Origin of the sequence: Streptomyces sp. NPDC101237, assembly GCF_044767465.1 — a bacterium.
Taxonomy (GTDB): domain Bacteria; phylum Actinomycetota; class Actinomycetes; order Streptomycetales; family Streptomycetaceae; genus Streptomyces; species Streptomyces gramineus.
Window position 1 is genome coordinate 81,001 of sequence record NZ_JBIWNY010000021.1, and the last position, 20,493, is coordinate 101,493.

At 72.5% G+C, this 20,493-nt stretch carries 18 protein-coding genes; 4 read left to right on the forward strand and 14 right to left on the reverse strand.

Annotated elements, in window-relative coordinates; translation table 11 throughout:
- Positions 1-9: 9 nt before the first annotated feature.
- The gene (locus tag ACIRQ9_RS28665; protein ID WP_404179520.1) at positions 10-1,278 is read right to left on the reverse strand and encodes an alginate lyase family protein; all 1,269 of its coding nucleotides are present in this window, start codon (positions 1,276-1,278) and stop codon (positions 10-12) included.
- Positions 1,279-1,442: 164 nt separating this feature from the next.
- Between ACIRQ9_RS28665 and ACIRQ9_RS28670 the strand changes: the two genes are divergently transcribed.
- The 3 genes from ACIRQ9_RS28670 to ACIRQ9_RS28680 all read left to right on the forward strand — a co-directional run bounded on the left by ACIRQ9_RS28670 (position 1,443) and on the right by ACIRQ9_RS28680 (position 4,618).
- Positions 1,443-2,822 carry a uracil-xanthine permease family protein gene (locus ACIRQ9_RS28670; RefSeq protein WP_404179523.1) on the forward strand — a complete coding sequence of 460 codons (1,380 nt, stop codon included), beginning with the start codon at positions 1,443-1,445 and terminating at the stop codon, positions 2,820-2,822.
- An 85-nt stretch (positions 2,823-2,907) separates the two neighbouring features.
- Positions 2,908-3,594, forward strand: a complete 687-nt coding sequence (locus tag ACIRQ9_RS28675) for a DUF5995 family protein (RefSeq protein WP_404179526.1) — start codon at positions 2,908-2,910, stop codon at positions 3,592-3,594.
- A 94-nt stretch (positions 3,595-3,688) separates the two neighbouring features.
- Positions 3,689-4,618 carry an LLM class F420-dependent oxidoreductase gene (locus ACIRQ9_RS28680; protein ID WP_404179529.1) on the forward strand — a complete coding sequence of 310 codons (930 nt, stop codon included), beginning with the start codon at positions 3,689-3,691 and terminating at the stop codon, positions 4,616-4,618.
- 7 nt (positions 4,619-4,625) lie between these two features.
- On the opposite strand, the gene ACIRQ9_RS28685 is transcribed toward ACIRQ9_RS28680, so the two are convergent.
- The 10 genes from ACIRQ9_RS28685 to ACIRQ9_RS28730 form a co-directional block, all read right to left on the reverse strand.
- Positions 4,626-6,338, reverse strand: a complete 1,713-nt coding sequence (locus ACIRQ9_RS28685; protein WP_404179532.1) for a flavin monoamine oxidase family protein — start codon at positions 6,336-6,338, stop codon at positions 4,626-4,628.
- 60 nt (positions 6,339-6,398) lie between these two features.
- Positions 6,399-7,187 (reverse strand): carbon-nitrogen hydrolase family protein, encoded by a 789-nt coding sequence (locus ACIRQ9_RS28690; RefSeq protein WP_404179535.1) that lies wholly within the window; start codon positions 7,185-7,187, stop codon positions 6,399-6,401.
- A 149-nt stretch (positions 7,188-7,336) separates the two neighbouring features.
- Positions 7,337-7,717 carry a DUF742 domain-containing protein gene (locus ACIRQ9_RS28695; RefSeq protein WP_404179538.1) on the reverse strand — a complete coding sequence of 127 codons (381 nt, stop codon included), beginning with the start codon at positions 7,715-7,717 and terminating at the stop codon, positions 7,337-7,339.
- A 7-nt stretch (positions 7,718-7,724) separates the two neighbouring features.
- Positions 7,725-8,159, reverse strand: coding sequence for a roadblock/LC7 domain-containing protein (locus ACIRQ9_RS28700; protein WP_404179541.1), 435 nt, complete (start codon positions 8,157-8,159; stop codon positions 7,725-7,727).
- The gene (locus ACIRQ9_RS28705) at positions 8,143-10,692 is read right to left on the reverse strand and encodes a nitrate- and nitrite sensing domain-containing protein (protein WP_404179545.1); all 2,550 of its coding nucleotides are present in this window, start codon (positions 10,690-10,692) and stop codon (positions 8,143-8,145) included. Before ACIRQ9_RS28705 ends, ACIRQ9_RS28700 begins: the two co-directional genes overlap by 17 nt.
- A 92-nt stretch (positions 10,693-10,784) precedes the next feature.
- A complete protein-coding gene (locus ACIRQ9_RS28710; RefSeq protein WP_404179548.1) occupies positions 10,785-12,236 on the reverse strand; it encodes an HAD-IA family hydrolase in 1,452 nt (483 codons plus the stop codon).
- Positions 12,237-12,291: 55 nt separating this feature from the next.
- Entirely contained in the window at positions 12,292-13,368 is a 1,077-nt protein-coding gene (locus tag ACIRQ9_RS28715; protein ID WP_404179551.1) for an ABC transporter ATP-binding protein, read from the reverse strand.
- 3 nt (positions 13,369-13,371) lie between these two features.
- On the reverse strand, positions 13,372-14,190 hold the full coding sequence (locus tag ACIRQ9_RS28720) for an ABC transporter permease (protein WP_404179554.1): 819 nt from the start codon (positions 14,188-14,190) through the stop codon (positions 13,372-13,374).
- Entirely contained in the window at positions 14,175-15,074 is a 900-nt protein-coding gene (locus ACIRQ9_RS28725; protein WP_351933825.1) for an ABC transporter permease subunit, read from the reverse strand. The genes ACIRQ9_RS28720 and ACIRQ9_RS28725 overlap by 16 nt, the downstream gene beginning before the upstream one ends.
- On the reverse strand, positions 15,071-16,231 hold the full coding sequence (locus tag ACIRQ9_RS28730) for an ABC transporter substrate-binding protein (RefSeq protein ID WP_404179558.1): 1,161 nt from the start codon (positions 16,229-16,231) through the stop codon (positions 15,071-15,073). The genes ACIRQ9_RS28725 and ACIRQ9_RS28730 overlap by 4 nt, the downstream gene beginning before the upstream one ends.
- A 233-nt stretch (positions 16,232-16,464) precedes the next feature.
- Between ACIRQ9_RS28730 and ACIRQ9_RS28735 the strand changes: the two genes are divergently transcribed.
- On the forward strand, positions 16,465-17,205 hold the full coding sequence (locus ACIRQ9_RS28735; protein WP_404179561.1) for a GntR family transcriptional regulator: 741 nt from the start codon (positions 16,465-16,467) through the stop codon (positions 17,203-17,205).
- Between the two features lie 127 nt (positions 17,206-17,332).
- Here ACIRQ9_RS28735 and ACIRQ9_RS28740 read toward each other — a convergent pair whose 3' ends face one another.
- The 3 genes from ACIRQ9_RS28740 to ACIRQ9_RS28750 all read right to left on the reverse strand — a co-directional run bounded on the left by ACIRQ9_RS28740 (position 17,333) and on the right by ACIRQ9_RS28750 (position 20,484).
- A complete protein-coding gene (locus ACIRQ9_RS28740) occupies positions 17,333-17,785 on the reverse strand; it encodes an Lrp/AsnC family transcriptional regulator (protein ID WP_046726552.1) in 453 nt (150 codons plus the stop codon).
- A gap of 91 nt (positions 17,786-17,876) precedes the next feature.
- Entirely contained in the window at positions 17,877-19,319 is a 1,443-nt protein-coding gene (locus tag ACIRQ9_RS28745; RefSeq protein WP_404179564.1) for a GuaB1 family IMP dehydrogenase-related protein, read from the reverse strand.
- A 211-nt stretch (positions 19,320-19,530) separates the two neighbouring features.
- Positions 19,531-20,484, reverse strand: a complete 954-nt coding sequence (locus tag ACIRQ9_RS28750; RefSeq protein WP_404179567.1) for a Dyp-type peroxidase — start codon at positions 20,482-20,484, stop codon at positions 19,531-19,533.
- Positions 20,485-20,493 lie beyond the last annotated feature (9 nt).

A 20,493-nucleotide genomic window follows, 5' to 3' on the forward strand; every position in this document is an offset into this window, starting at 1 on the left:
CCGCGGCCCTCAGCCGGCGATCGAGTCCAGCTGCTCGGCGGCCGGGCGCAGCGCCCAGAGGTCGCCGCCGGGAGGCGCCTCCAGCCGTCGTACCGCCCGCCGGGCCGCCTCGTCGCCCGCGTCGGCGGCCGCGCGGACGACGTCGGACGCCGCGTAGCGGTGGAACTCCAGCTCCGGATGGGGCCAGGCGGCGGCTCCGGTCGCGGCGGGCAGCAGGTAGTCCACGGCCTTGAACAGGCTCTGCCCGTCCGGGCCCCGGTAGGTCCAGAGGTTCACCCCGACGTGCCGGCCGATGGCCGCGAGCCGGGTGTAGGCGACCAGGTCGAAGGTCGAGTAGTGCCAGCTCCGGGTGCGGGCAAGTTCCTGCGGCTGGCTGCCGTCGGCCGCCACCTGCGGGTCGATCCGCCGGGCCCGCGCGTCCAGCACGGTCTTCCTGGCCAGCGCCCTGTCCCCGGTCGCGTAGGCGAGGGCGGCCAGCTGCATGTCGTAGAAGGTGCCGTGGTTGTTGGCGGCGGCGCCCTCCTCCGTGCCGAAGGCGCTGTTCTCCAGCCAGTCACGGAAGTCCGTGTTCCAGTCCCGCATGCCGGCGCGGTCCCGGGCGCTCCAGCCGGGCGCGCCGGTGGCGAGGATCGCCAGGGCGTCCACGACGCTCGTGTACGACTGGGAGAAGTCGATGACGCCGATGGCCCGGCCGTCGTACTTGCACGGGATGAACTGGGCGTGGTCGAGGTTCGGGTTCATGCGGGTCGCCGGGTCGAGGAACCAGGTGCGCAGGACCTGGCCGGCCTTGCGCGCGTACTGCCGTCCGCCCGTGTAGTACCAGGCCAGGGAGAGGTCGTAGACCGAGTCGAAGACCTTCTCCACGTCCTGGCGGTCGGTGCCGGTGTCGACCTCGGGGTTGCGCTGCCCGTCGCGCTGGACGTAGGGGCAGCCCCAGGGGTTCTCGGCGGTGGGGGCGGTGGTGGGCCACCAGTAGGGGGCCTGGCTGAGGTAGTCGTGGACGTCGCCGCCGGGAGCGGGCCTCGGTTTGTCGACGACGGTCCAGGGGCCCTGGTCCAGCCAGGCGTCGGCGCGTGCCGTCAGGTCGCGCACCGCGCGGCGCGGTCGCGGATCGCCGCGGTCCAGTTCGGCCCTGGTCCGCTGGAGACGGGCGCCGTCCAGGACCGCGGTGTCGGGCGCCTTCGGGGTCCTCGGGACCGCGTCGGCGGAGGGGACGAGGACGGCTCCGAGGGCCGCCAGCGCCGTAAGGACGACGGCCGTGCGGGATCTTCCACTCATCGAGCTCTCCGATCGGACGGGAAGCGATCTCGGTCAGGTATGTGAATCCAGTTCACGAGTGGGACCGTGTGAGCGTAGGACCGCCAGGTAGCCGTGACAATGGTGCGGACCGTCTTCACGTACGAAGCCGTCTTCACGGCACTTCGAAGAAAGCGAACCCCCACATGGATCTCGGCGTGCGCTGGAAACTGCACGGTGACGGGCGCACGCCCGCGCCCGGCGCGGTGGTGCGCCCCGACGAACGGCTCTCCTGGCCCCGCACGATCGGGCTCGGCGCCCAGCACGTGGTCGCCATGTTCGGCGCGTCCTTCGTCGCCCCGGTGCTGATGGGGCTCGACCCCAATCTGGCGATCATGATGTCCGGTGTCGCGACCGTGATCTTCCTGCTCGCGACCCGCGGCCGGGTCCCCAGCTACCTGGGCTGCTCCCTGTCCTTCGTCGGGGTCGCGGCCGTCATCCGCGCCCAGGGCGGCACCAGCGCCACCGTGACCGGCGCGGTCCTCGTGGTCGGCGCGGTGCTCTTCCTGGTGGGACTGGCCGTCCAGCGCTTCGGCGCCAGGATCATCCACGCCGCGATGCCGCCGATCGTCACCGGCGCGGTCGTCATGCTGATCGGCTTCAACCTGGCCCCGGTGACCGCCTCGACCTACTGGCCGCAGGACCAGTGGACCGCGCTGCTGGTGATGGCCTTCACCGGTCTGGCCGTCGTCTGTCTGCGTGGTTTCTGGTCACGCATCGCGATCTTCCTGGGCCTGCTCTTCGGCTACGTCCTGTCCTGGGCCCTGGACCGGATCCTCGGCAGGATCCACTCCACGGGCCCGGACGGCAAGGTCACCGACCACTGGCGCCTGGACCTGTCCGGTGTCGGCAGGGCGGACTGGATCGGGCTGCCGTCCTTCCACGGTCCGACCTTCCAGTGGTCGGCGGTCCTGGTCGCCCTCCCGGTCGTGATCGCCCTCGTCGCGGAGAACGCCGGGCACGTCAAGGCCGTCGGCGAGATGACCGGCGACTCCCTCGACGACCGGCTCGGCACCGCGATCTCGGCGGACGGCGTCGCCTCCATGCTCTCCACCGCGGTCGGCGGCCCGCCCAACACCACCTACTCCGAGAACATCGGCGTGATGGCCGCGACCCGGGTCTACTCCACCGCCGCCTACTGGGCCGCCGCCGGCTTCGCCCTGCTGTTCGGCGTCTGCCCCAAGTTCGGCGCGGTGGTGGCCGCGGTGCCGGGCGGGGTGCTCGGCGGCATCACCGTCATCCTGTACGGCATGATCGGCCTGCTCGGCGCCCAGATCTGGCTGCACGCCAAGGTCGACCTGCGCAACCCGCTGAACCTGGTCCCGGCCGCCGCGGGCATCATCATCGGCGTCGGCAACGTCAGCATGAAGTTCACCGACACCTTCTCCCTGAGCGGCATCGCCCTCGGCACCCTGGTGGTCATCGTCGGCTACCACACCCTGCGCGCCTTCGCCCCGGCCCACCTGAAGCGGCAGGAACCGCTCCTCGACGAGGGCACCAGCTCCTACGACGAGTCCGCTCCCTAGCCGCCGACCGGGTCCGCGTCCTCCGTTCCGGGGAATGCCCGGCCCGTCGGCGTGTCCGGCGGGCCGGGGCTGGGACGCTTCCCCCATGGCGCAGTCGGAACACCTCATGGCTCCGGTCGGCACCGTCGTCTCCCGGATGCGCGCGCTGGACGCGGTCCTGCCGGAGCGGGACGGGGTCGCGGTCTTCAACCGTGTCTACCTCGCCGTCACGGAGGAGGTCGAACGGCGCCTGGACGCGGGCCGGTTCGGGGACCCGAGAGCCGCGGCGACGCTGGACGTGCGGTTCGCCGAGCGGTATCTGGCGGCCGTGGACGCGGCGGACGGTGAGACGCGGCCGCCGGCCTGCTGGCGGCCGCTGTTCCAGTTCCGCCGGCATCCCGGCGTACGGCCGCTGCAGTTCGCGCTCGCGGGCATCAACGCGCACATCGGGCACGACCTGGCGCTGGCCGTGGTGGACACCTGCCGTGCCCTCGGCTGCGAACCGGCCGATCTGGAGGACGAGTTCGACCGGGTGGGCGAGCTGCTCGTCTCCCTGGAGGAGCGCATCCGCGAGGAGCTGATGCCGGGTCCCGACCTCCTCCAGATCGCCGATCCGCTGACCCATCTGCTCAGCTCCTGGAGCCTGGAGCGGGCCCGGGACGCGACCTGGTCGGCGGCGCGGGCCCTGTGGACGCTGCGCCGGTTCGGCGACCTGGCCGAGGAGTTCACCGAGCGGCTGGACGCGGCCGTCGGGCTGGCCGGCCGGATGCTGCTCACACCGCTGTCCGGCTGAGGTGGCCTGATCTCGTCGGCGTGCGAGCCGTCGCGGAATCCCTTCGTGATCGCCTTGCGTTGAGCGCACGACCCGATTGCGAAGGAGCACCTCAATGACGACTCGGCTGGGCTTCGGCCTTCCCCAGATGCGGCAGTACTCCATCGGCACGGACGTCCCCGACGTGGCCCGTGCCGCGGAGCGGATCGGCTACGACAGCCTGTGGGTCTTCGAGCGGGCCCTCTTCCCGGAACCGGCCACCCAGGGCCTGTACAACGTCGAGGGTCTGCCCTGGCCGGACTTCTACCGGAACGTCGCCGAGCCCCTGGTCACGCTCGCCCTGGCCGCCGCGGTCACCGAGCGGGCACGGCTGGGCACCAGTGTCCTGGTGGCCCCGCTGCACGTCCCCTTCCAGCTGGCCAAGTCGCTGGCCACGCTGGACGCGGCGAGCGGCGGCCGGGTGGTCGCGGGTCTCGGCACCGGCTGGTCGCTCGACGAGTACGCGGCCGCCGGAATCCGGCCGTTCGAGGAACGCGGCAAGGTCCTCGACGAACTGATCGAGGTGTGCCGGGCCGTGTGGGGCCCGGACCCGGTGACGTACGACGGGGACCTGACGAAGATCGCCTCCGCCGTGGTCGGGCCCAAGCCCGCGAGGCCGATCCCGGTCCTGCTGGCCGCGGGCAACAAGCGGGCCCTGCGGCGGCTGGTCGACCACGCCGACGGCTGGCTGCCGGTGGGCATGGGAGCCGAACAGCTCGCCGCGCAGTGGCGGGACTTGCAGGAGCTGGCGGCCGAACGCGGCCGCACGGAACCGATCGCGACGGTCGTGCGGGTGAACGCCGTCCACACGGCCAAGCCCTACGACGGGCCCGACCGCCAGCCCTTCCAGGGCAGCGCCGACCAGATCGTGGAGGACCTGGTGGCGCACGCCGCGGTCGGTCTCGACGAGATCCTGGTCGACCTCCAGACCACTCCGCGCGACGCCCAGGAGCTGAAGGAGGTCGCCGCGGAGGTGTACGAGAAGGCGCGGGCGGCCGGGGTCTGAACTGGTCCTAGTCCTCGGGGAGTTCGACCGGCGCGATCTCGTCGTAGACGTCACCGGGGCCCGGGTTGGACGGGTCGGTGGTGCCTCCGAAGTGGTGCATGACGCCCCAGACCGCGTTCAGCGCGGTCTGGACGGCGCCCTCGGCCCAGCCCGCCGTCCAGGAGATGTCGTCGCCCGCGAGGAAGATGCCCCGCTTGTCCGCGGGCAGCCGGTCCTGCACGAAGTGCGTGAACAGACGGCGCTGGTAACGGTAGTGGCCGGGCAGGTTGGCCTTGAACGCGCCCATGAAGTAGGGCTCGTTCTCCCAGGAGACGGTCACCGGGTTGCCGATGATGTGCTTCCTGATGTCGACGTTCGGATAGATCTCGCCGAGCGACTTCAGCATCACCTCCATCCGCTCGTTCGCGGACAGCGGCAGCCACTTCAGGCTGTCGTCGCACCAGGTGTAGGAGAGGCAGATGACGGCGGGCCGGTTGGGGCCGTCGTCGAGGAGGTACGTGCCGCGGGTCATCCGGTCGGTGAGCGTCATCGACATGACGTCCCGGCCGGTCGGGTCTCCGTTGCCGTCGACGGCCTTGTCCAGCCAGAACGGCCGGTCGATCGGGACGAACAGCTTCGAGGACTCCATGTAGTGGGTGCGCTCGATCGCGGTCCAGTGGTCGATCGGGAAGAGCGAGTCGTCGCAGGCGATCTTCGAGAGCAGCATCCAGGACTGGGCCGTGAAGACCGCCGCACGGTAGGTACGGATGTCGCCGGCCGCGTCCGTCACGGTGATCCGGTTGCCGCTGGTGCGGTGCAGCCGGGTGACGGCCGGGCGCGGCTCCCCGCCCCGGTGCAGCTTGGCGAGCGAGGTGCCGTGCTCCCAGTGCACGATCTTCTGCGGCTCGCGTTCCCAGAGCCGCAGCGGCAGCTGCTGGCTGCCGCCGACGATGCCGCGGTGGTGGTCGTCGGCCTCCGTGTAGACGACCCGCAGGATCTCCAGGATCGAGTTCGGGAAGTCCGTGTCCCAGCCGCCGGTTCCGAAGCCGACCTGGCCGAAGATCTCGCGGTGCCGGAAGGACTTGAAGGCCTCGGAGTCGCAGAGGAAGCCGTAGAAGGTCTGGTTGTCGAGCTTCTCGACCAGCCGGGACCAGATCTCGCGGATGCGCGGCACGTCCCGCTCGCGCATGGCGCGGTTCATGTCGGAGAAGTCGGCGCCCTCTTCGAGGCACTTGTTCCAGGCGTCGGCGACGTCACGGTAGACCTGCGGCAGGTCCGCGGCCGTCTCGGCGTAGTGCGACTCGCCCTTGAGGTCCACGACCGTCGAAGGGGTCGCCTCGGCGAGGGGGTTGGGGAAGGGCCGGGTCTCCAGTCCCACCATGTCGATGTAGTGCTGGAGGGCGGTGGAGGAGGGCGGGAAGCGCATGGCGCCCATCTCGGCGCTCAGCGAGGGGTCGCAGCCCTCGAAGCCGACGGTCCGCAGCCGTCCGCCGATCTGGTCGGCCTCGTACACGACCGGCTTCAGGCCCATCTTCATCAGCTCGTACGCGGCCACGATGCCGGACAGTCCGCCGCCGATGACCGCGACCTCGGCGCCGTGCTCGGTCGCGGGTATCTGGCCGAGGCCCGCCGGGTGGGCGAGGAAGTCGTCGTACGCGTAGGGGAAGTCCGGCCCGAACATGGTGATCGGCGGCTGCTGCTCGTCGGCGTGCTCGACGGCGTTGGGCACGGTGGACGTCATGGGCTACGGACTCCTTGCGACCTGCGAGAGGAATGAGGAAGGAAAAGCGGGGAGGGGAGGTCAGACCAGGGACCCGTAGAGGCCGGGCCGGCGGTCCTTGAGATAGGGATTCGCCTCGCGGGAGGCGGCGAGGAGCGCGGGGTCGACGTCGGCGACGAGAAGTTCCTCGCCGCGGCCTGCCCGGGCGCGGGTCACGCCGTCGGGCCCGGACAGGCCGGACAGGCCGAAGAACTCGAACTCGCCCTCCTGGCCCGCCCGGTTGACGTACGCCACGTACATCTGGTTCTCCCAGGCCCGCACCGGGACGAGGGACTCGGCGACGAACTGGAACGGGTGCATGTTCGCCGTCGGGACGAGCAGCAGGTCGGTGCCGGCGAGGGCGTGCGCGCGCACCGGCTCCGGGAACTCGACGTCGTAGCAGATCATGATCCCGACGGTGAGGCCGTTCAGTTCGGCCTGGACGACCGGCTGGTCGCCGGGCGTGAAGTGGTCGCGCTCGAAGCCCCCGAAGAGGTGGGTCTTGCGGTAGTTCGCGAGCCGGGTGCCGTCCGCGGAGATCAGCTGGGCCGAGTTGTGGACCACGTCCCCGGCGCGCTCCGGGTAGCCGTAGGCGATCGCCACGCCGTGCCGGTGGGCCAGCTCGGCGATCGCGTCCGCGCAGTCGCCGTCGGCGGGCTCGGCGAGACGGGCGACGTCGCCGCCGATCGCGTAGCCGGTCAGGAACATCTCGGGTGCGACGAGCAGCGCGGCGCCCTCGGCGGCGGCCCGGCCGACGGCGTCGTCGAGGGCCTTGAGGTTCTCGACGGTCGAGCCGGGGCGGCCGGAGCTCTGGAGCAGGGCGGTGCGCATGCGGGTCCTCACCGGGTACGGGGGGTCTGGGACCCTTTAGACGGTAGGTCCGCCGGCGGGGCCGGACAAGGAGGAGCCGTTGCGCGTGGCCGGACGGTTCGTTGCGTGATGCGGGCGTCCGCCGGTGATTCGTTGCGCCGTGGGTCTTCCTACAGCTCCCTCAGCCGCTCGATGATCTCCTTGAGCAGGGCCGGGTCGGCGGCCGGGCCGGTGGCGGCGACGCGGCGCGGACGGTCGATGCGGACCAGACCGGCCTCGGCGAGGTCGCCGAGCAGGACGCGCAGGACGGTGAGCGGCAGGTCGGCGTCGGCGGCGAGTTCCACGACCGGCCGGGCACCGCGCCGCACCAGGGCGAGCAGAGCTGTCCCGGCATGGTCGACGCCCGGCTCGCACCGGTCCGTGTGCACCGCCGTGACCTGGGACATCAGGTCGATGACCAGCCGTCCGGACGGCTCGGTGCGGCCCCGGGTCACGGTGTAGGGGCGGACCAGCGAGCCGGTCTCGTCCTCGTACCAGTGTTCGTCGCTCACCGCGGGGTCAGGGTGCCGAGCGGGCGGCCGCGTCCAGGTGGCGGCCGAGGCGGCGGACGAGCAGGGCCATCTCGTGGGCCAGCTGGCCGACATCGGTGCGGACGTCGCTGAGGACGGCCAGCCGGCTGCCGTGCCCGGCCGGGGTCACGAAGAGGTAGGCGTCGTCGAGCATCACCATGGTCTGCCGTACCTCTCCGGCGGCGAACCGCTCCCCCGCCGAGCGGGCCAGGCTGTGGAAGCCGGAGCAGAGGGCCGCGAGGTGCTCGATGTCGCGCCGCCGCATGCCCTCGGAGTGGCTGAGCGGCAGCCCGTCCGCGGTGAGCAGCACGGCCTGGCGGACGTGGTCCGTGCGGGCCACCAGGTCGTCGAGGAGCCAGCCGAGGTCGCTGCCGGGCGGCGTGCCGGGGTCCGGGGCGGCCTGGCTGTCACTGGTCGTCGGCACTGGGCGTCCTTTCGTCGGTGGCGGTCGGCCGGTCCGGGTCGAGGGGCAGTCCCCTGCGCCCGCGGTCCAGACCCCGCTGGAGGGCTCCGAAGACCGCTCTCATCTCGTCCGCGTCCAGCTCGCGGGCAGGTCCTGTCCCGGAGCCGGGCTCGGGCTCGGGCTCGGTGCGCAGCTCGGGAGCGAGAGAGGCCTGCCGTCTGCGGGTGGGCAGCGTGGGGACGGCGGACGCGCGCGACCCGCCGGAACCGGCACCCGCGGCCCCGTCCGGAGGGACCCCGGCGTCCGCCGCCCCGCCCGGACCGGCACCGGCGTCCGCCGCCCCGCCCGGACCGGCACCGGCACCGGCCGTGCCGGGCGCGGGGACACCGGTCCCCTCCGAGCCGCCGCGGAGACCGGCTTCCGCCTCGGCCCCCGGCACACTCGACCGCGCACCCGGCGCATCCGGTCGCCCACCCGGCACAGCCTCCCGCGCACCCGGCTGACCACCCTGCCGCGCACCCGTCACGGCGTCGGGCATGTCGTACCGCGCACCCGTCTCGGCCGCGGCGGTCGGCGCACTCGCCAGGACACGGGCCTGCGCACCGCCCGGTCCGGAACGCGTGTTCTCCCTACCGGGCCCGGAGTCCGTCTCCGCCAGCATCGTCGCCGGCAGCAGGACCGCCGCGGTGGTGCCGCCGTACGGCGACTCGCGCAGGGTCACCGCGATGCCGTGCCGGGCGGCCAGCCGGCCCACGACGTAGAGGCCGAGGCGGTCGTGGCGGGTCGGGTCGAAGGCCTCGGGGTCGGTGAGGGTGCGGTTAGCCTCGGCGAGCCGGCCGGGGTCCAGGCCGAGACCCCGGTCGTCGATCTCCAGGGTGAAGCCGTCGCCGGTCCGGCCGGTGCGCAGGGTGACCTGGGTGTGCGGCGGCGAGAACACGGTGGCGTTCTCCAGCAGCTCGGCGACCAGGTGCACGACATCGGCGACCGCGTCCGCCGCGACGCCGACCTCGGGCATCGGCGGCACCACGACCCGCGGGTACTCCTCGATCTCGCCGACGGCCGAGGACACCACGTCGGCGACGGGTACGGGCCGCCGCCAGCGCCGTCCGGGGGTCGCGCCGGAGAGGATGATCAGGCTCTCGGCGTGCCGGCGCATCCGGGTGGTCAGATGGTCGATGCGGAACAGCTCGGCCAGCACGGCAGGGTCGTCGGTCCGCCGCTCCAGGGTGTCGACGAGTTTCAGCTGGCGGTGCACGAGGGCCTGGTTGCGACGCGCGATGTTCAGCAGGACCGCGCTCAGGCCCCGGCGCAGGGTGGCCTGCGTGACCGCCGCCTCGACGGCGGCCAGCCGTGCCCGGTTGAACGACCGGCCGACGTCCCCGATCTCGTCGCGCCCCGCCTCCCCGGCGGCCAGCGGCGGCGCCTCGGCGGCCGCGTCCACCTCCTCACCGGCGCTCAACCGCTCCATCAGGGCCGGAAGCTGGTGCGCGGTGAGCAGGTCGGCCGCGTCGCGCAGGTTCTCCAGGCGACGGGAGACGCGGCGCGCGCCGCGCACCGTGCTCCCCAACGACAGCCCCACGGCCGCCAGTCCGACGACGCCGACGACCGCCGCCTTGGTCAGCTCCCGGTAGGCGAAGGCCCGTCCGCGCGCGGCGGCGTTCCGCGCCGCGTCGGTGCACAGCAGCATGTACTGCCGGACGGCCCGGTCGGTGGTCGAGCGCCAGGTGTCCGCGGCGACGGCCGCACCGGCCCGGCCGGCACCGGCGCGCAGCAGCGTGTCCTCGCCGCGCACCAGCGACCGGTACAGCTCGCCGCGCTGGAACCGCTCGAACAGGGCCCGGGAGTCGGCGGGCAGGTCCGCGACGTAGGTCCGCTCGAAGACGCGCCGGTCCTCGACGGCCGCGGTGAGGCCGCCGTACTGCGTGGCGGTGAGCCGTCCGGCGGCCCTGGCTCCCGCGACCAGCGCGTCCTCGCGGGAGACGAACTCCCGTACCCGGACCAGCTCGACGACGACCTGTGCCTCGCGGGCCAGCCGGCCGGCCTGGAGGGCGGTGAGGGCGGACTGGACGTCGAAGCCGGGTTCCACGAGGGCGCTGTAGTCGGCGACGGCGGTGTCCCAGGAGACCGTCCGGGACCGCACCCGCTCGCGCAGTGCTCCGAGTCCGCCGGTGGCGGTCACCATCGCGTCGAGGGCGGTGCGCTGCGGGCCGCTGAGGCGTCCGCGGTCTCCGTCGCGGACGGCGTCGCGCAGGGCGGCCACGGCCCGGTCGGTGCGTCGCAGCTGCGCCGTCAGGGCGGCGGCGGGTTCCGTGCCGGGCCGGGCGCCCAAGTAGGCCGCCGACAGCCGTCGTTCGAGCTGGATCTGGCCGACGGCGGTGTCCACGGGGGTGCCGAAGTCGTCGTACACCCCCTGGACCCGGATCAGGGCGCGCAGGTCGGCGGTGACGGAGACCATGGCGAAGCTCCACAGAGCCGTCAGCGCGACGGCCGGGGCGAGGGCGAGCGCCACGATCCGCGCGCGGACCGTGGCGGGTCGGCCGACTGTCCAGCGCATGGATTGCCTACCGGTGTTACCAGCGAGTAAGGAGCCGGGCACAACCTACGGGATGCCCCCGGCGACCGCAATGGTTGCCCCCGGTAACCCCGTCAGGGCCCGACGGCGAAGGTGCTCACGACGGCCGCGTGGTCGGAGGGCCAGTCGTTGCCCGCCACGTCGGGCCACGGCGCGGGGACGCCGCTGACGCGGGTCGTGGAGTCGAGTACGCGCAGCCCCCGGTGCAGGACGTAGTCGATGCGGTCCTGCGGCTCGGGGCGCCCGCTGCCGTCCTCCCGGACGGGGTGGACCGGCGACCAGGTGTGGCCCGGCGCGGCCACCGGGTCCGGATGCGCCTCCCGGTAGGAGTCGCGGAACCCGGCCTCCTCGGCGGCCTTGGTCACGGGCCACTCGACCTCCGGCCAGTCCAGGTGGGACGGGCAGTTGAAGTCGCCGACCAGGACCACGGGCACCGGGCCGTCCCCGATCAGGTCGAGCGCCTCACGCAGCTGCCCGAGCCGCAGCTCCTCGTGGGCGGCGAGTTCGGCCGATCCGAGCCCGTCGAAGTGGAACTCGTAGGGCCCGTAGGGGGTGTAGTGCAGATGCGCGGTCCACACGTCGACCTCGCGTCCGGGGCGTAGGGCGATCCGTACCCCGGCGGCTCCGTAGAAGCCGACCTCCGGGTCGCCCAGTCGGGCGGTGATCGGGTACCGGCTGATGATGCCGAGGTTCTCGCCGGCCGTGTGGTGGTGCCAGCCGAGGGCCTCGGCGAGTTCCCGGGCCGAGGTGCCGGCGGTCTCCTGGAGGCCGACGACGTCCGCTCCGGCGTCGACGACGGCCTTGATCTGCTTGGCCCGGTGGTCGTCGATCAGGCTGCCGCCGAGCCACAGGTTCCAGGACATGACCCGCAGTTCGGGTACGGCCATGTCGCTGAGCTGCTTCGGGGTGACCCCGACCAGGCTGTCCCGGACGGTCCGGCCGAGGGCGTCGCCGATCGGCGCGAGCGAGGGCACGGCGAGCACCGCGCAGCCCGCCGCCTCCGCCGAGGCGACCCCGGTCTCGGTGTCCTCGACGGCGACGCAGGCCGCCGGGTCGACGCCGAGGGCCCGGCAGGCGGCGAGGTAGGGGTCGGGGGCGGGCTTGGTGCGGCCGGTGTCGTCGGCGGTGACGGAGGCGGCGAACCGGCCTTCGCCGAGCGCGGCGAGCACGAGGTCGGCGACCGCGCGTGGGGACGCGGTGACCAGGGCGGTGGGAACGCCGGCCGCGGCGAGCGCGTCCAGCAGGTCGAGGGCGCCGGGGCGGGGCACGATGCCGGTGCGGACGGCGTCCGCGAACTCCCGGTGCAGTGCGGCCGCCAGGTCGGCGCCGGACCTGCCGGTGGCGCCGGCCAGCCAGTGGGCGGTGTGCTCGACCGGCCGGCCCAGCACGTCGGGTTCGTCGGCCTCGCCGAGCGGCCGCCCGGCGACGCGTTCCACCGCCTCCCACCACAGTCGCTCGGTGTCGACGAGCGTTCCGTCCATGTCGAACAGGACGGCCTGGAGCGGGAGTCGGGGGTGGGGGGTCACGTTGTCGTCATTCCTCACGTCGGGACTGATGGACGCTTCCGGATCTCCGGAAGCGTTACTTCTGGGTACGCTCCGCCACGAGCACCGGCCGCTCGGGCAGCGACACGCTCACCGCCGCTCCGGCGCCCAGGCCGGCCGCCTCGTGGGCGGACAGGTCGGCCTTGGCCTCGGTACCGTCGGCGAGCCGCACGGTGACCCGGACCACGGCTCCGAGGAAGGCGGTGGCGACGACGGTGGCGCCGCCGGTGGCGTCCGCGCGCACCCGGACCGCCTCGGGCCGCACCAGGACGTCGACCTCACGGGCCCGCGGCGCCGGTCCGTCGAGCGGCAGCCGCTGTCCGAGCACCGCGACCACGCCGTCCTCTACCGTGCCCGGGATCCGGCTCATCGTGCCGACGAACTCGGCGACGAAGGCGGTAGCGGGACGGCCGTACAGCTCGGCGGGCTCGGCGCACTGTTCGAGCCGCCCGGCGCGCATCACGGCGACCCGGTCGGCCATGGACAGCGCCTCCTCCTGATCGTGCGTCACGAACAGCGTGGTGATGCCGAGTTCCTGCTGGAGGCGGCGGATCTCCTCGCGGAGCGTCAGCCGGACCTTGGCGTCCAGGGCCGACAGCGGCTCGTCGAGGAGGAGCACGCGGGGCCGCAGGGCGAGGGCGCGGGCGAGCGCGATGCGCTGCTGCTGGCCGCCGGAGAGCTGGTGCGGGAACCGCTCGCCCTTGTCGCCGAGGCCGACCAGGTCCAGCAGTTCGGCGGCCCGGGCGCGCCGTTCGGAGGTGCGGACCTTGCGCATGCGCAGCCCGAACGCCACGTTGTCGACGGCGTTCAGGTGCGGGAAGAGGCTGTACGACTGGAAGACCATCCCGGCGTCGCGGCGGTGCGCGGGCACCGAGGTGACGTCCTCGCCGTCCACCAGCACGGCGCCGGAGTCGGGGTGTTCGAACCCGGCGAGCATGCGCAGCGCGGTGGTCTTGCCGCAGCCGGACGGACCGAGCAGGGCCAGGAACTCCCCCGGCCGGACGGTGAGATCGAGGCCGTCGAGGGCGACGGTGGTGCCGAACTCCCGTCGCAGGGAGCGGAATTCGACGGTGGCGGCGGTGGCGGTGGCCTTCTCAGGCGTGCTGACACTCATGGTTCATCCCCGGGAGGAAGCGGTTCGGTCACGGCCGCCGGCACCGGCGAGCGCGAGGAGCAGGGCCCAGGTCACCAGGAGACTGAGCACGGAGACGGCGACGGACATCTGGGCCTGCGAGCCGCCGACGTTGTAGATCCACACGGCGAAGGGCTGGAAGCCGAGCAGGCGGGCGACGGTGAACTCGCCGAGCACCAGCGCCAGGGTGAGGAAGGCGGCGTTGAGCAGCGCGCCGCGCAGGTTGGGCAGCACGGCCCGCACCAGGGCCTGCGGCCAGTCGGCGCCGCAGCTGCGGGCGGCCTCGACGAGGGTGCGGACGTCGACGGCGCGCAGTCCGGCGTCCAGCGCACGGTAGACGAAGGGCAGCGCCATCACGACGTACGCGAGGACCAGGACGACCGGGAAGTCGGGGTTCTGGACGGCGACGAACGTCTCGAACAGAGGGGTCCGTGACAGGTGGTCCGGCCCCCACTTCAGGACGCTCGCGATCCCGGCCACGAACGCGATCGGCGGCACCACCAGCGGCAGCGAGCAGACGATCTCGACCACGGGCCGCAGCCTCGGCGCGCTCAGCCGCAGCGCGACCACGGCGGGCACCATCAGGAGCAGCACGACGGCGATGGTGGCGAGGGCCAGTTCCAGCGAGAGCAGCAGGCTGGAGAGGAAGCCGTCCGCGGAGAGGATCTGCGTGTAGGCGTCGAAGGTGACGCCCTGGCCGGGCACGTCCACCGTGAAGACGACGGAGGCGCCCAGCGGGACGAGGAAGTACAGGGCGGCGAGGCCTAGGACGGCCCAGCGCCAGGGGGTCAGGCGTCGAGCCATCGGGCACTCCGTCGTTGCAGGGGCAGGTACACGGCCATCACCACGCCCGCCACCAGCACCATGTCCAGGCTGAGGGCGAGGGCCACGTTCTCCTGGCCGACCAGGACGTTGCCGGAGAGGGCGTCGGCGATCTGCAGGGTCACCAGCGGGACCGCGCTGCCGACCATCGCGGCGGCGGTGGCGTAGGCGGCGAAGGCGCTGCCGAAGAGCAGCACGAGCCCGCCGAGCAGCGAGGGCGCGAGCACGGGCAGCGCCACGAACCGCCAGTACTGCACGCCGGTGGCGCCGTTGTTCAGCGCGGCCTCCCGCCACTGGGCGCGCAGTCCGTCCAGGGCCGGTGTGATGGTGAGGACCATCAGCGGGATCAGGAAGTACAGGTAGACCAGGACGAGCCCCCAGAAGCTGTACAGGTTCCAGCCGTGGTCGGCGAGGTGCAGGTGCACGGTCAGCACACCGGCGTTGCCGAGGGTCGCCACGAACGCGAAGGCCAGCGGCACTCCGCCGAAGTTGGCGAGCACGCCGGAGGCGGTGAGCACGGCCTCGCGCAGCGCCCGGGAGCGCGAGCTGACCACGGCCTGCGCGAGCGGCAGTCCGAGGACGGCGGCGATCAGGGCGGAGAGGGCGGACAGCTTGACGCTGCCGACGAGGGCGGTCAGGTACGGGCCCTGGAGCGAGTCGGTGAGGTTGCTCCCGGTGTACGAGGACACCCCGGTCGCCGGGTCCTTGACCGTGAAGGCGCCGTTCAGCATGGCCACGGCCGGGAGCCCGAAGGCGACGGCCGTGAAGACGAGCAGCGGGACGACGGCGAGCCAGCCGGGGGCGCGGCGCCGCCGCTTCTGGGAAGCGGCGGACGCCACGTCGGCCCGCGTGAGCGTGGCCGTCATCCGGAGACGGCCTTCGACCAGCCGGTCGAGAGCACCGTCTTGGCCTTGTCCTGCTGGGCCTCGGTCGGGAAGGACGGCGTGCCGGTGACCGCGGGGAGCTTGGCGGCGGCCGTCTTGTCCAGCGTGCCGGCCGAGTCCATGGAGGTCATCAGGACCGGGCGGGCGTAGCCCTTGAGCCACAGGTTCTGGCCCTCGGTGCTGTACAGGTACTCCTGCCACAGGCGGGCGGCCGCCGGGTGCGGGGCGTCCTTGTTGATGGCCTGCGAGTAGTACTGGGCGTACTGGCCGTCGGAGGGGATGCTGACCTTCCAGTCCACGCCCTTGGACTTGAACTCGTCGGCGTAGCCGGCGTTGAGGTAGTCCCAGTCGATCGAGATGGGCGTCTCGCCCTTCTCGACGGTGGCCGGGGTGGACTCGACGGGCGTGTAGTTGCCGTTCTTCTTCAGCTTGGCGAAGAAGTCCAGGCCGGGCTGGATGTCGTCGAAGGAGCCCTTGCCCGCGAGCGCGGCCGCGTACACGCCGCCGAAGGCGGAGCCGGACTTGGTCGGGTTGCCGTTGAGGGCGACCTGGCCCTTGTACTGCGGCTTGAGCAGGTCGGCGAAGGTGGTGGGGCAGGACTTGACGCGCTTGGCGTCGCAGCCGATGGAGATGTAGCCGCCGTAGTCGTTGTACCAGCGGGCCTGCGGGTCCTTCTGGGCGGTGGGGATGTCGGCGTACGTGGTCACCTTGTACGGCGCGAGCAGCCCCTGCTGGGCGGCGCTGAGCGCGAAGGACGAACCGAGGTCGAGCACGTCCGGCGCGCGGTCCTGGCCCTTGCGCGAGGTCACGGCGTTGATCTCGTCCTGGCTGGAGCCGTCGGGGCTCTCGTCCTCGATCTTGATGCCGTACTTCTTCTGGAAGCCGTCGATGATGGCGCCGTAGTTGGCCCAGTCACGGGGCACGGCGATGATGTGCAGCGCGCCCTCCTTCTTCGCCGCGGCGACCAGCTTGTCCATGCCGCCGAGGTCGGCGGCGGAGGCGGCGGTGGCGGCGTTCTTGCCGTCGGAGGTGGTGGACGACGCGTTGTCGGGGGCGGCGCCGCAGGCGCTCAGGGCGAGCGCGGCTACGACGGCGAGGGAGCCGCCAAGGACGGCGGTTCTCGGCAGGGACACGATCACGGTCTCTCCAGGGAGTACGCACGAGGGTGGCGCTGTGGGCGGCGCTGTGGCGGGCGCCGAGCGAACTTGTCTGAACAAGTTGACCCCAGTACGCCCGGCGCGAATGACCTGTTCATGAACACAGCAGAAACACCAGCCCCTGATTCCCTGCACATTCGCGGCTCACACGCATCACCCCAGGACGTCGATTAGGCTGGTCACGCTGTGCACAGCGGTCTGATCAGAGGGGAAGCATGACGGCGCGACACGAGGAGATCGCCGACGAACTGCGGCGCGCCATCGACCGCGAGGAGTACACCGTCGGCAGCCGGCTGCCCGCGGAGACGGAGCTGGCGGCGCAGTACGGCGTGTCCCGCGGCACCGTCCGCCAGGCCGTCGCCGCGCTCACCTCGGAGGGGCTGATCGGCTCCCGCCAGGGCGCCCGCCGGATGGTGCTGGCCAGCCGGCGCAGCCAGAGCTTCGCGGAGCTGCGCAGTTTCGCGCAGTGGGCGAGGTCGATGGGCCGCGAGGCGACCGGGCACGTGGTGTCCCAGGAGTACCGCCCGGCCAGCCACGAGGACGTGGTCCGTCTCCAACTCACCTCAGGCACGCGGGTGTTGCACGTACTGCGGGTCCGTGGCCTGGACGGTGAGCCGGTGTTGCTGGAGCGCACGGTGTACGCGGACTGGATCTCCCCGGCGGTCGAGACGATAGAGCCGGACTGCCCGTCGGTCACGCAACGCCTCTACGAGGACAAGGGGTTGGTCTTCGCGTACGGCGAGCACGTCATCGACGCGGTGGCGGCGGGGGCGCAGGACGCGGAACTGCTCGGCATCCGCCGCACGAGCCCGCTGCTGCGGGTGCGGCGCGTGACGACGACGCGGGAGGGGCGGCCGGTGGAGTGGTCCGACGACCGGTACCGGTCGGACGCGGTGAGCTTCAGCGTGCACAACTCCATCGGCAACAACGCGCTGGCGCGGAAGACGGCGGGATAGCGGACGGGGTGCGCTGTCGGCGCCGGATGCGGGTACGCCGTGGCCGTTCTCGCGGTTCCCCGCGCTCTGAAGGGGCGCGGGAATCGCGCGAACGGCCCCCACCGGGCCGCACCCGGCGTACGACGGCTCAGCCCGGGGCCCCCGAGGAGAACCTCCTCAGCAGCGGGGACAGCACCAGGACCGACTTGGTGCGTTCCACGAACGGCTCCCCCGCGATCCGCTCCAGCACCCGCTCGAAGTGCCGCATGTCCGACGCGAAGACCTGCACGACCGCGTCGGCCTCACCGGTGACCGTGGACGCGGCCACGACCTCCTGGTAGCGCTCCAGCCCCCGCTGGATCGTCTCCGGCGAGGTGTTGCGCCGGCAGTAGATCTCGACGAACCCCTCCGTCTCCCAGCCGAGGGCCGCCGGATCGACCCGCACGGTGAAACCGGTGATCGCTCCGGTGGCGCGCAGCCGGTCCACGCGCCGTTTGACGGCGGGCGCGGACAGGCCGACCAGTTGCCCGATGTCCGCGTAGGAGCGGCGGGCGTCCTCGGCGAGGGCGTGCACGATGCGTTCGTCGAGATCGTTCAGCAAGGGGTCGTTCAGCTTTCGGGTGGTGCAGGACGGGACCGGCGACAGCCGTACACGAAGTAGAACACGAGCCCGGCCGCCGTCCGTGAAGCGGCTAGCTCCAGCTCGCGTGCAGTGGCTTGCCCTCCGCGTACCCGGCCGCGCTCTGGATGCCCACGATCGCCTTCTCGGCGAACTCCTCCAGCGATCCGGCGCCGGCGTAGGTGCACGAGGACCGCACGCCCGCGATGATCGAGTCGATCAGGTCCTCGACGCCCGGCCGGGCCGGGTCGAGGAACATCCGGGAGGTGGAGATGCCCTCCTCGAAGAGCGCCTTGCGGGCCCGGTCGTAGGCGGACTCCTCGGACGTGCGGTTGCGCACCGCGCGCGCCGAGGCCATGCCGAAGGACTCCTTGTAGAGGCGGCCGTCGGCGGCCTGCTGGAGGTCGCCGGGCGACTCGTAGGTGCCGGCGAACCAGGAGCCGACCATCACGTTGGACGCGCCCGCGGCCAGCGCCATGGCGACGTCCCGCGGGTGCCGGACGCCACCGTCGGCCCAGACGTGCTTGCCGTACTTCTTCGCCTCCGCGGCGCACTCCAGGACGGCCGAGAACTGCGGCCGGCCGACGCCCGTCATCATGCGGGTGGTGCACATGGCGCCGGGGCCCACACCGACCTTGACGATGTCCGCGCCCGCCTCCACGAGGTCCTTGACGCCCTCGGCGGAGACGATGTTGCCGGCCGCGATCGGCACCTTCGGGTCGAGGCCGCGGACCAGCTTGACCGCGCTGATCATCGATTCCTGGTGGCCGTGCGCGGTGTCGATGACGAGCGTGTCGACACCGGCGTCGAGCAGTTGCTTGGCCTTGTCCGCGAAGTCCCCGTTGATGCCGACGGCGGCGGCGATCCGCAGCCTGCCCCGCGCGTCGGTGGCCGGGGTGTACAGGGTGGCGCGCAGGGCGCCCTTGCGGGTGAGGATGCCGGCCAGCCTGCCGTCGCGGTCGACGGCCGGGGCGTAGCGGCGGTTGGCCGCGTCCAGCTTGTTGAACGCCTCGCGCGGGTCGATGTCCGCGTCGAGGAGCAGCAGGTCGCGGGACATGACCTCGGCGAGCTGGGTGAAGCGGTCGACGCCGTTGAGGTCCTGGTCGGTGACGACGCCGACGGGACGGCTGTCCTCGTCGACGACGACGCCCGCGTTGTGCGCGCGCTTGGGCAGCAGGGCCAGCGCGTCGGCGACGGTCTGGTGCGGGGCGAGCACGATCGGGGTGTCCAGCACGAGGTGGCGGCTCTTCACCCAGGTGATGACGTCGGTGACCACGTCGATCGGGATGTCCTGCGGGATGACGACGAGACCGCCGCGCCGGGCCACCGTCTCGGCCATCCGCCGGCCCGCGATCGCGGTCATGTTGGCGACGACCAGCGGGATGGTGGTGCCCGTGCCGTCCGGCGAGTCGAGGTCGACGCCCTGCCGCGAGCCGACCGCGGAGCGGCTCGGCACCATGAAGACGTCGTCGTACGTCAGGTCGTACGCGGGCTGGATGTCATTGAGGAAACGCACGTGCCGCACATCCCGGTGGATCAGAGGTGACCCCCGGACCGGCCGGCCAGGGGGAAGAGCACGTACTTCATTGTCCCATGGGGACCGGTATGCGGTGCCCGGGACGAACGTCCAGGCAGGTCAGGCCCGTCTGGGAGGAAGCTACAAGGGCGGTCGGCGCAGCCTGCCGGGTCAGCCGGGGGCGAGCGCCACGGTCAGCCGCGGTTCGTCGTCACGCCTTGCCGGGAGCCGGGGGCAGGTCGTCGAGGAAGTCGCCGGAGGGCACGTGGAAGAGGGTGCCGGTGACCGCCGTGGAGAAGTCGAGGATGCGGTCGTAGCGGGCGTCCTCGTTGCCGAGGAACATGTTGCGGAGCATGTGCTCGATGACGTCCGGCCGGCGGGCGTACCCGATGAAGTAGGTGCCGAACTCGCCCCGTCCGGGGCTGCCGAAGGGCATGTTGTCGCGGACGATGTCCTGCTCCTTGCCGTCCGGTCCGGTGACGGTGTTCAGGTCGACGTGCGAGCCCTGCTCCTCCAGTTCGATGTTGGTCAGCTTCGTCCGGCCGATGATCCGCTCCTGCGTCTCGACCGGCAGCGCGTTCCAGGCGTCGAGGTCGTGCAGGTACTTCTGCACGATCACGTAGCTGCCGCCGGCGTGCGCGGGGTCCTCCGCGCCGATCAGGACGTCCCTGCGGGCGGCGGCGCCGACCGGGTTCGCGGTGCCGTCGACGAAGCCCAGCAGGTCACGGGCGTCCAGGTACTTGAAGCCCTGCACCTCGTCCTCGACGGTGACCGCGTCGCGCAGCCGGTGCATGATCTCGGCGGCGAGCCCGAAGCAGAGGTCGAACCGGGTGGCCCTGATGTGGAAGAGAAGGTCGCCGGGGGTGGCGACGGCGGTGTGCCGGGCGCCTTCCAGGGGCCGGAAGGGATGCAGTCCGGCCGGCCTCGGGTAGTCGAACAGCCGGTCCCAGGCGTCGGAGCCGATCCCGGCGACACAGCTCAGGGCGCCGTCGGGGGCGCCGAACCCGAAGCTGCGGCAGAGCGCGGCGAGGTCGCCGAGCACGTCCCGTGCCCGCTCCTCGTGCCCGGGGCCGACGCTGACCACCAGGAAGATCGCGGCGGTGGTCAACGGCCCGAGCACCGGCTGTGGTTCGGCGTCCCGTGCGGGCTGGGGTTCAGTGGTCACCGCGTCCTC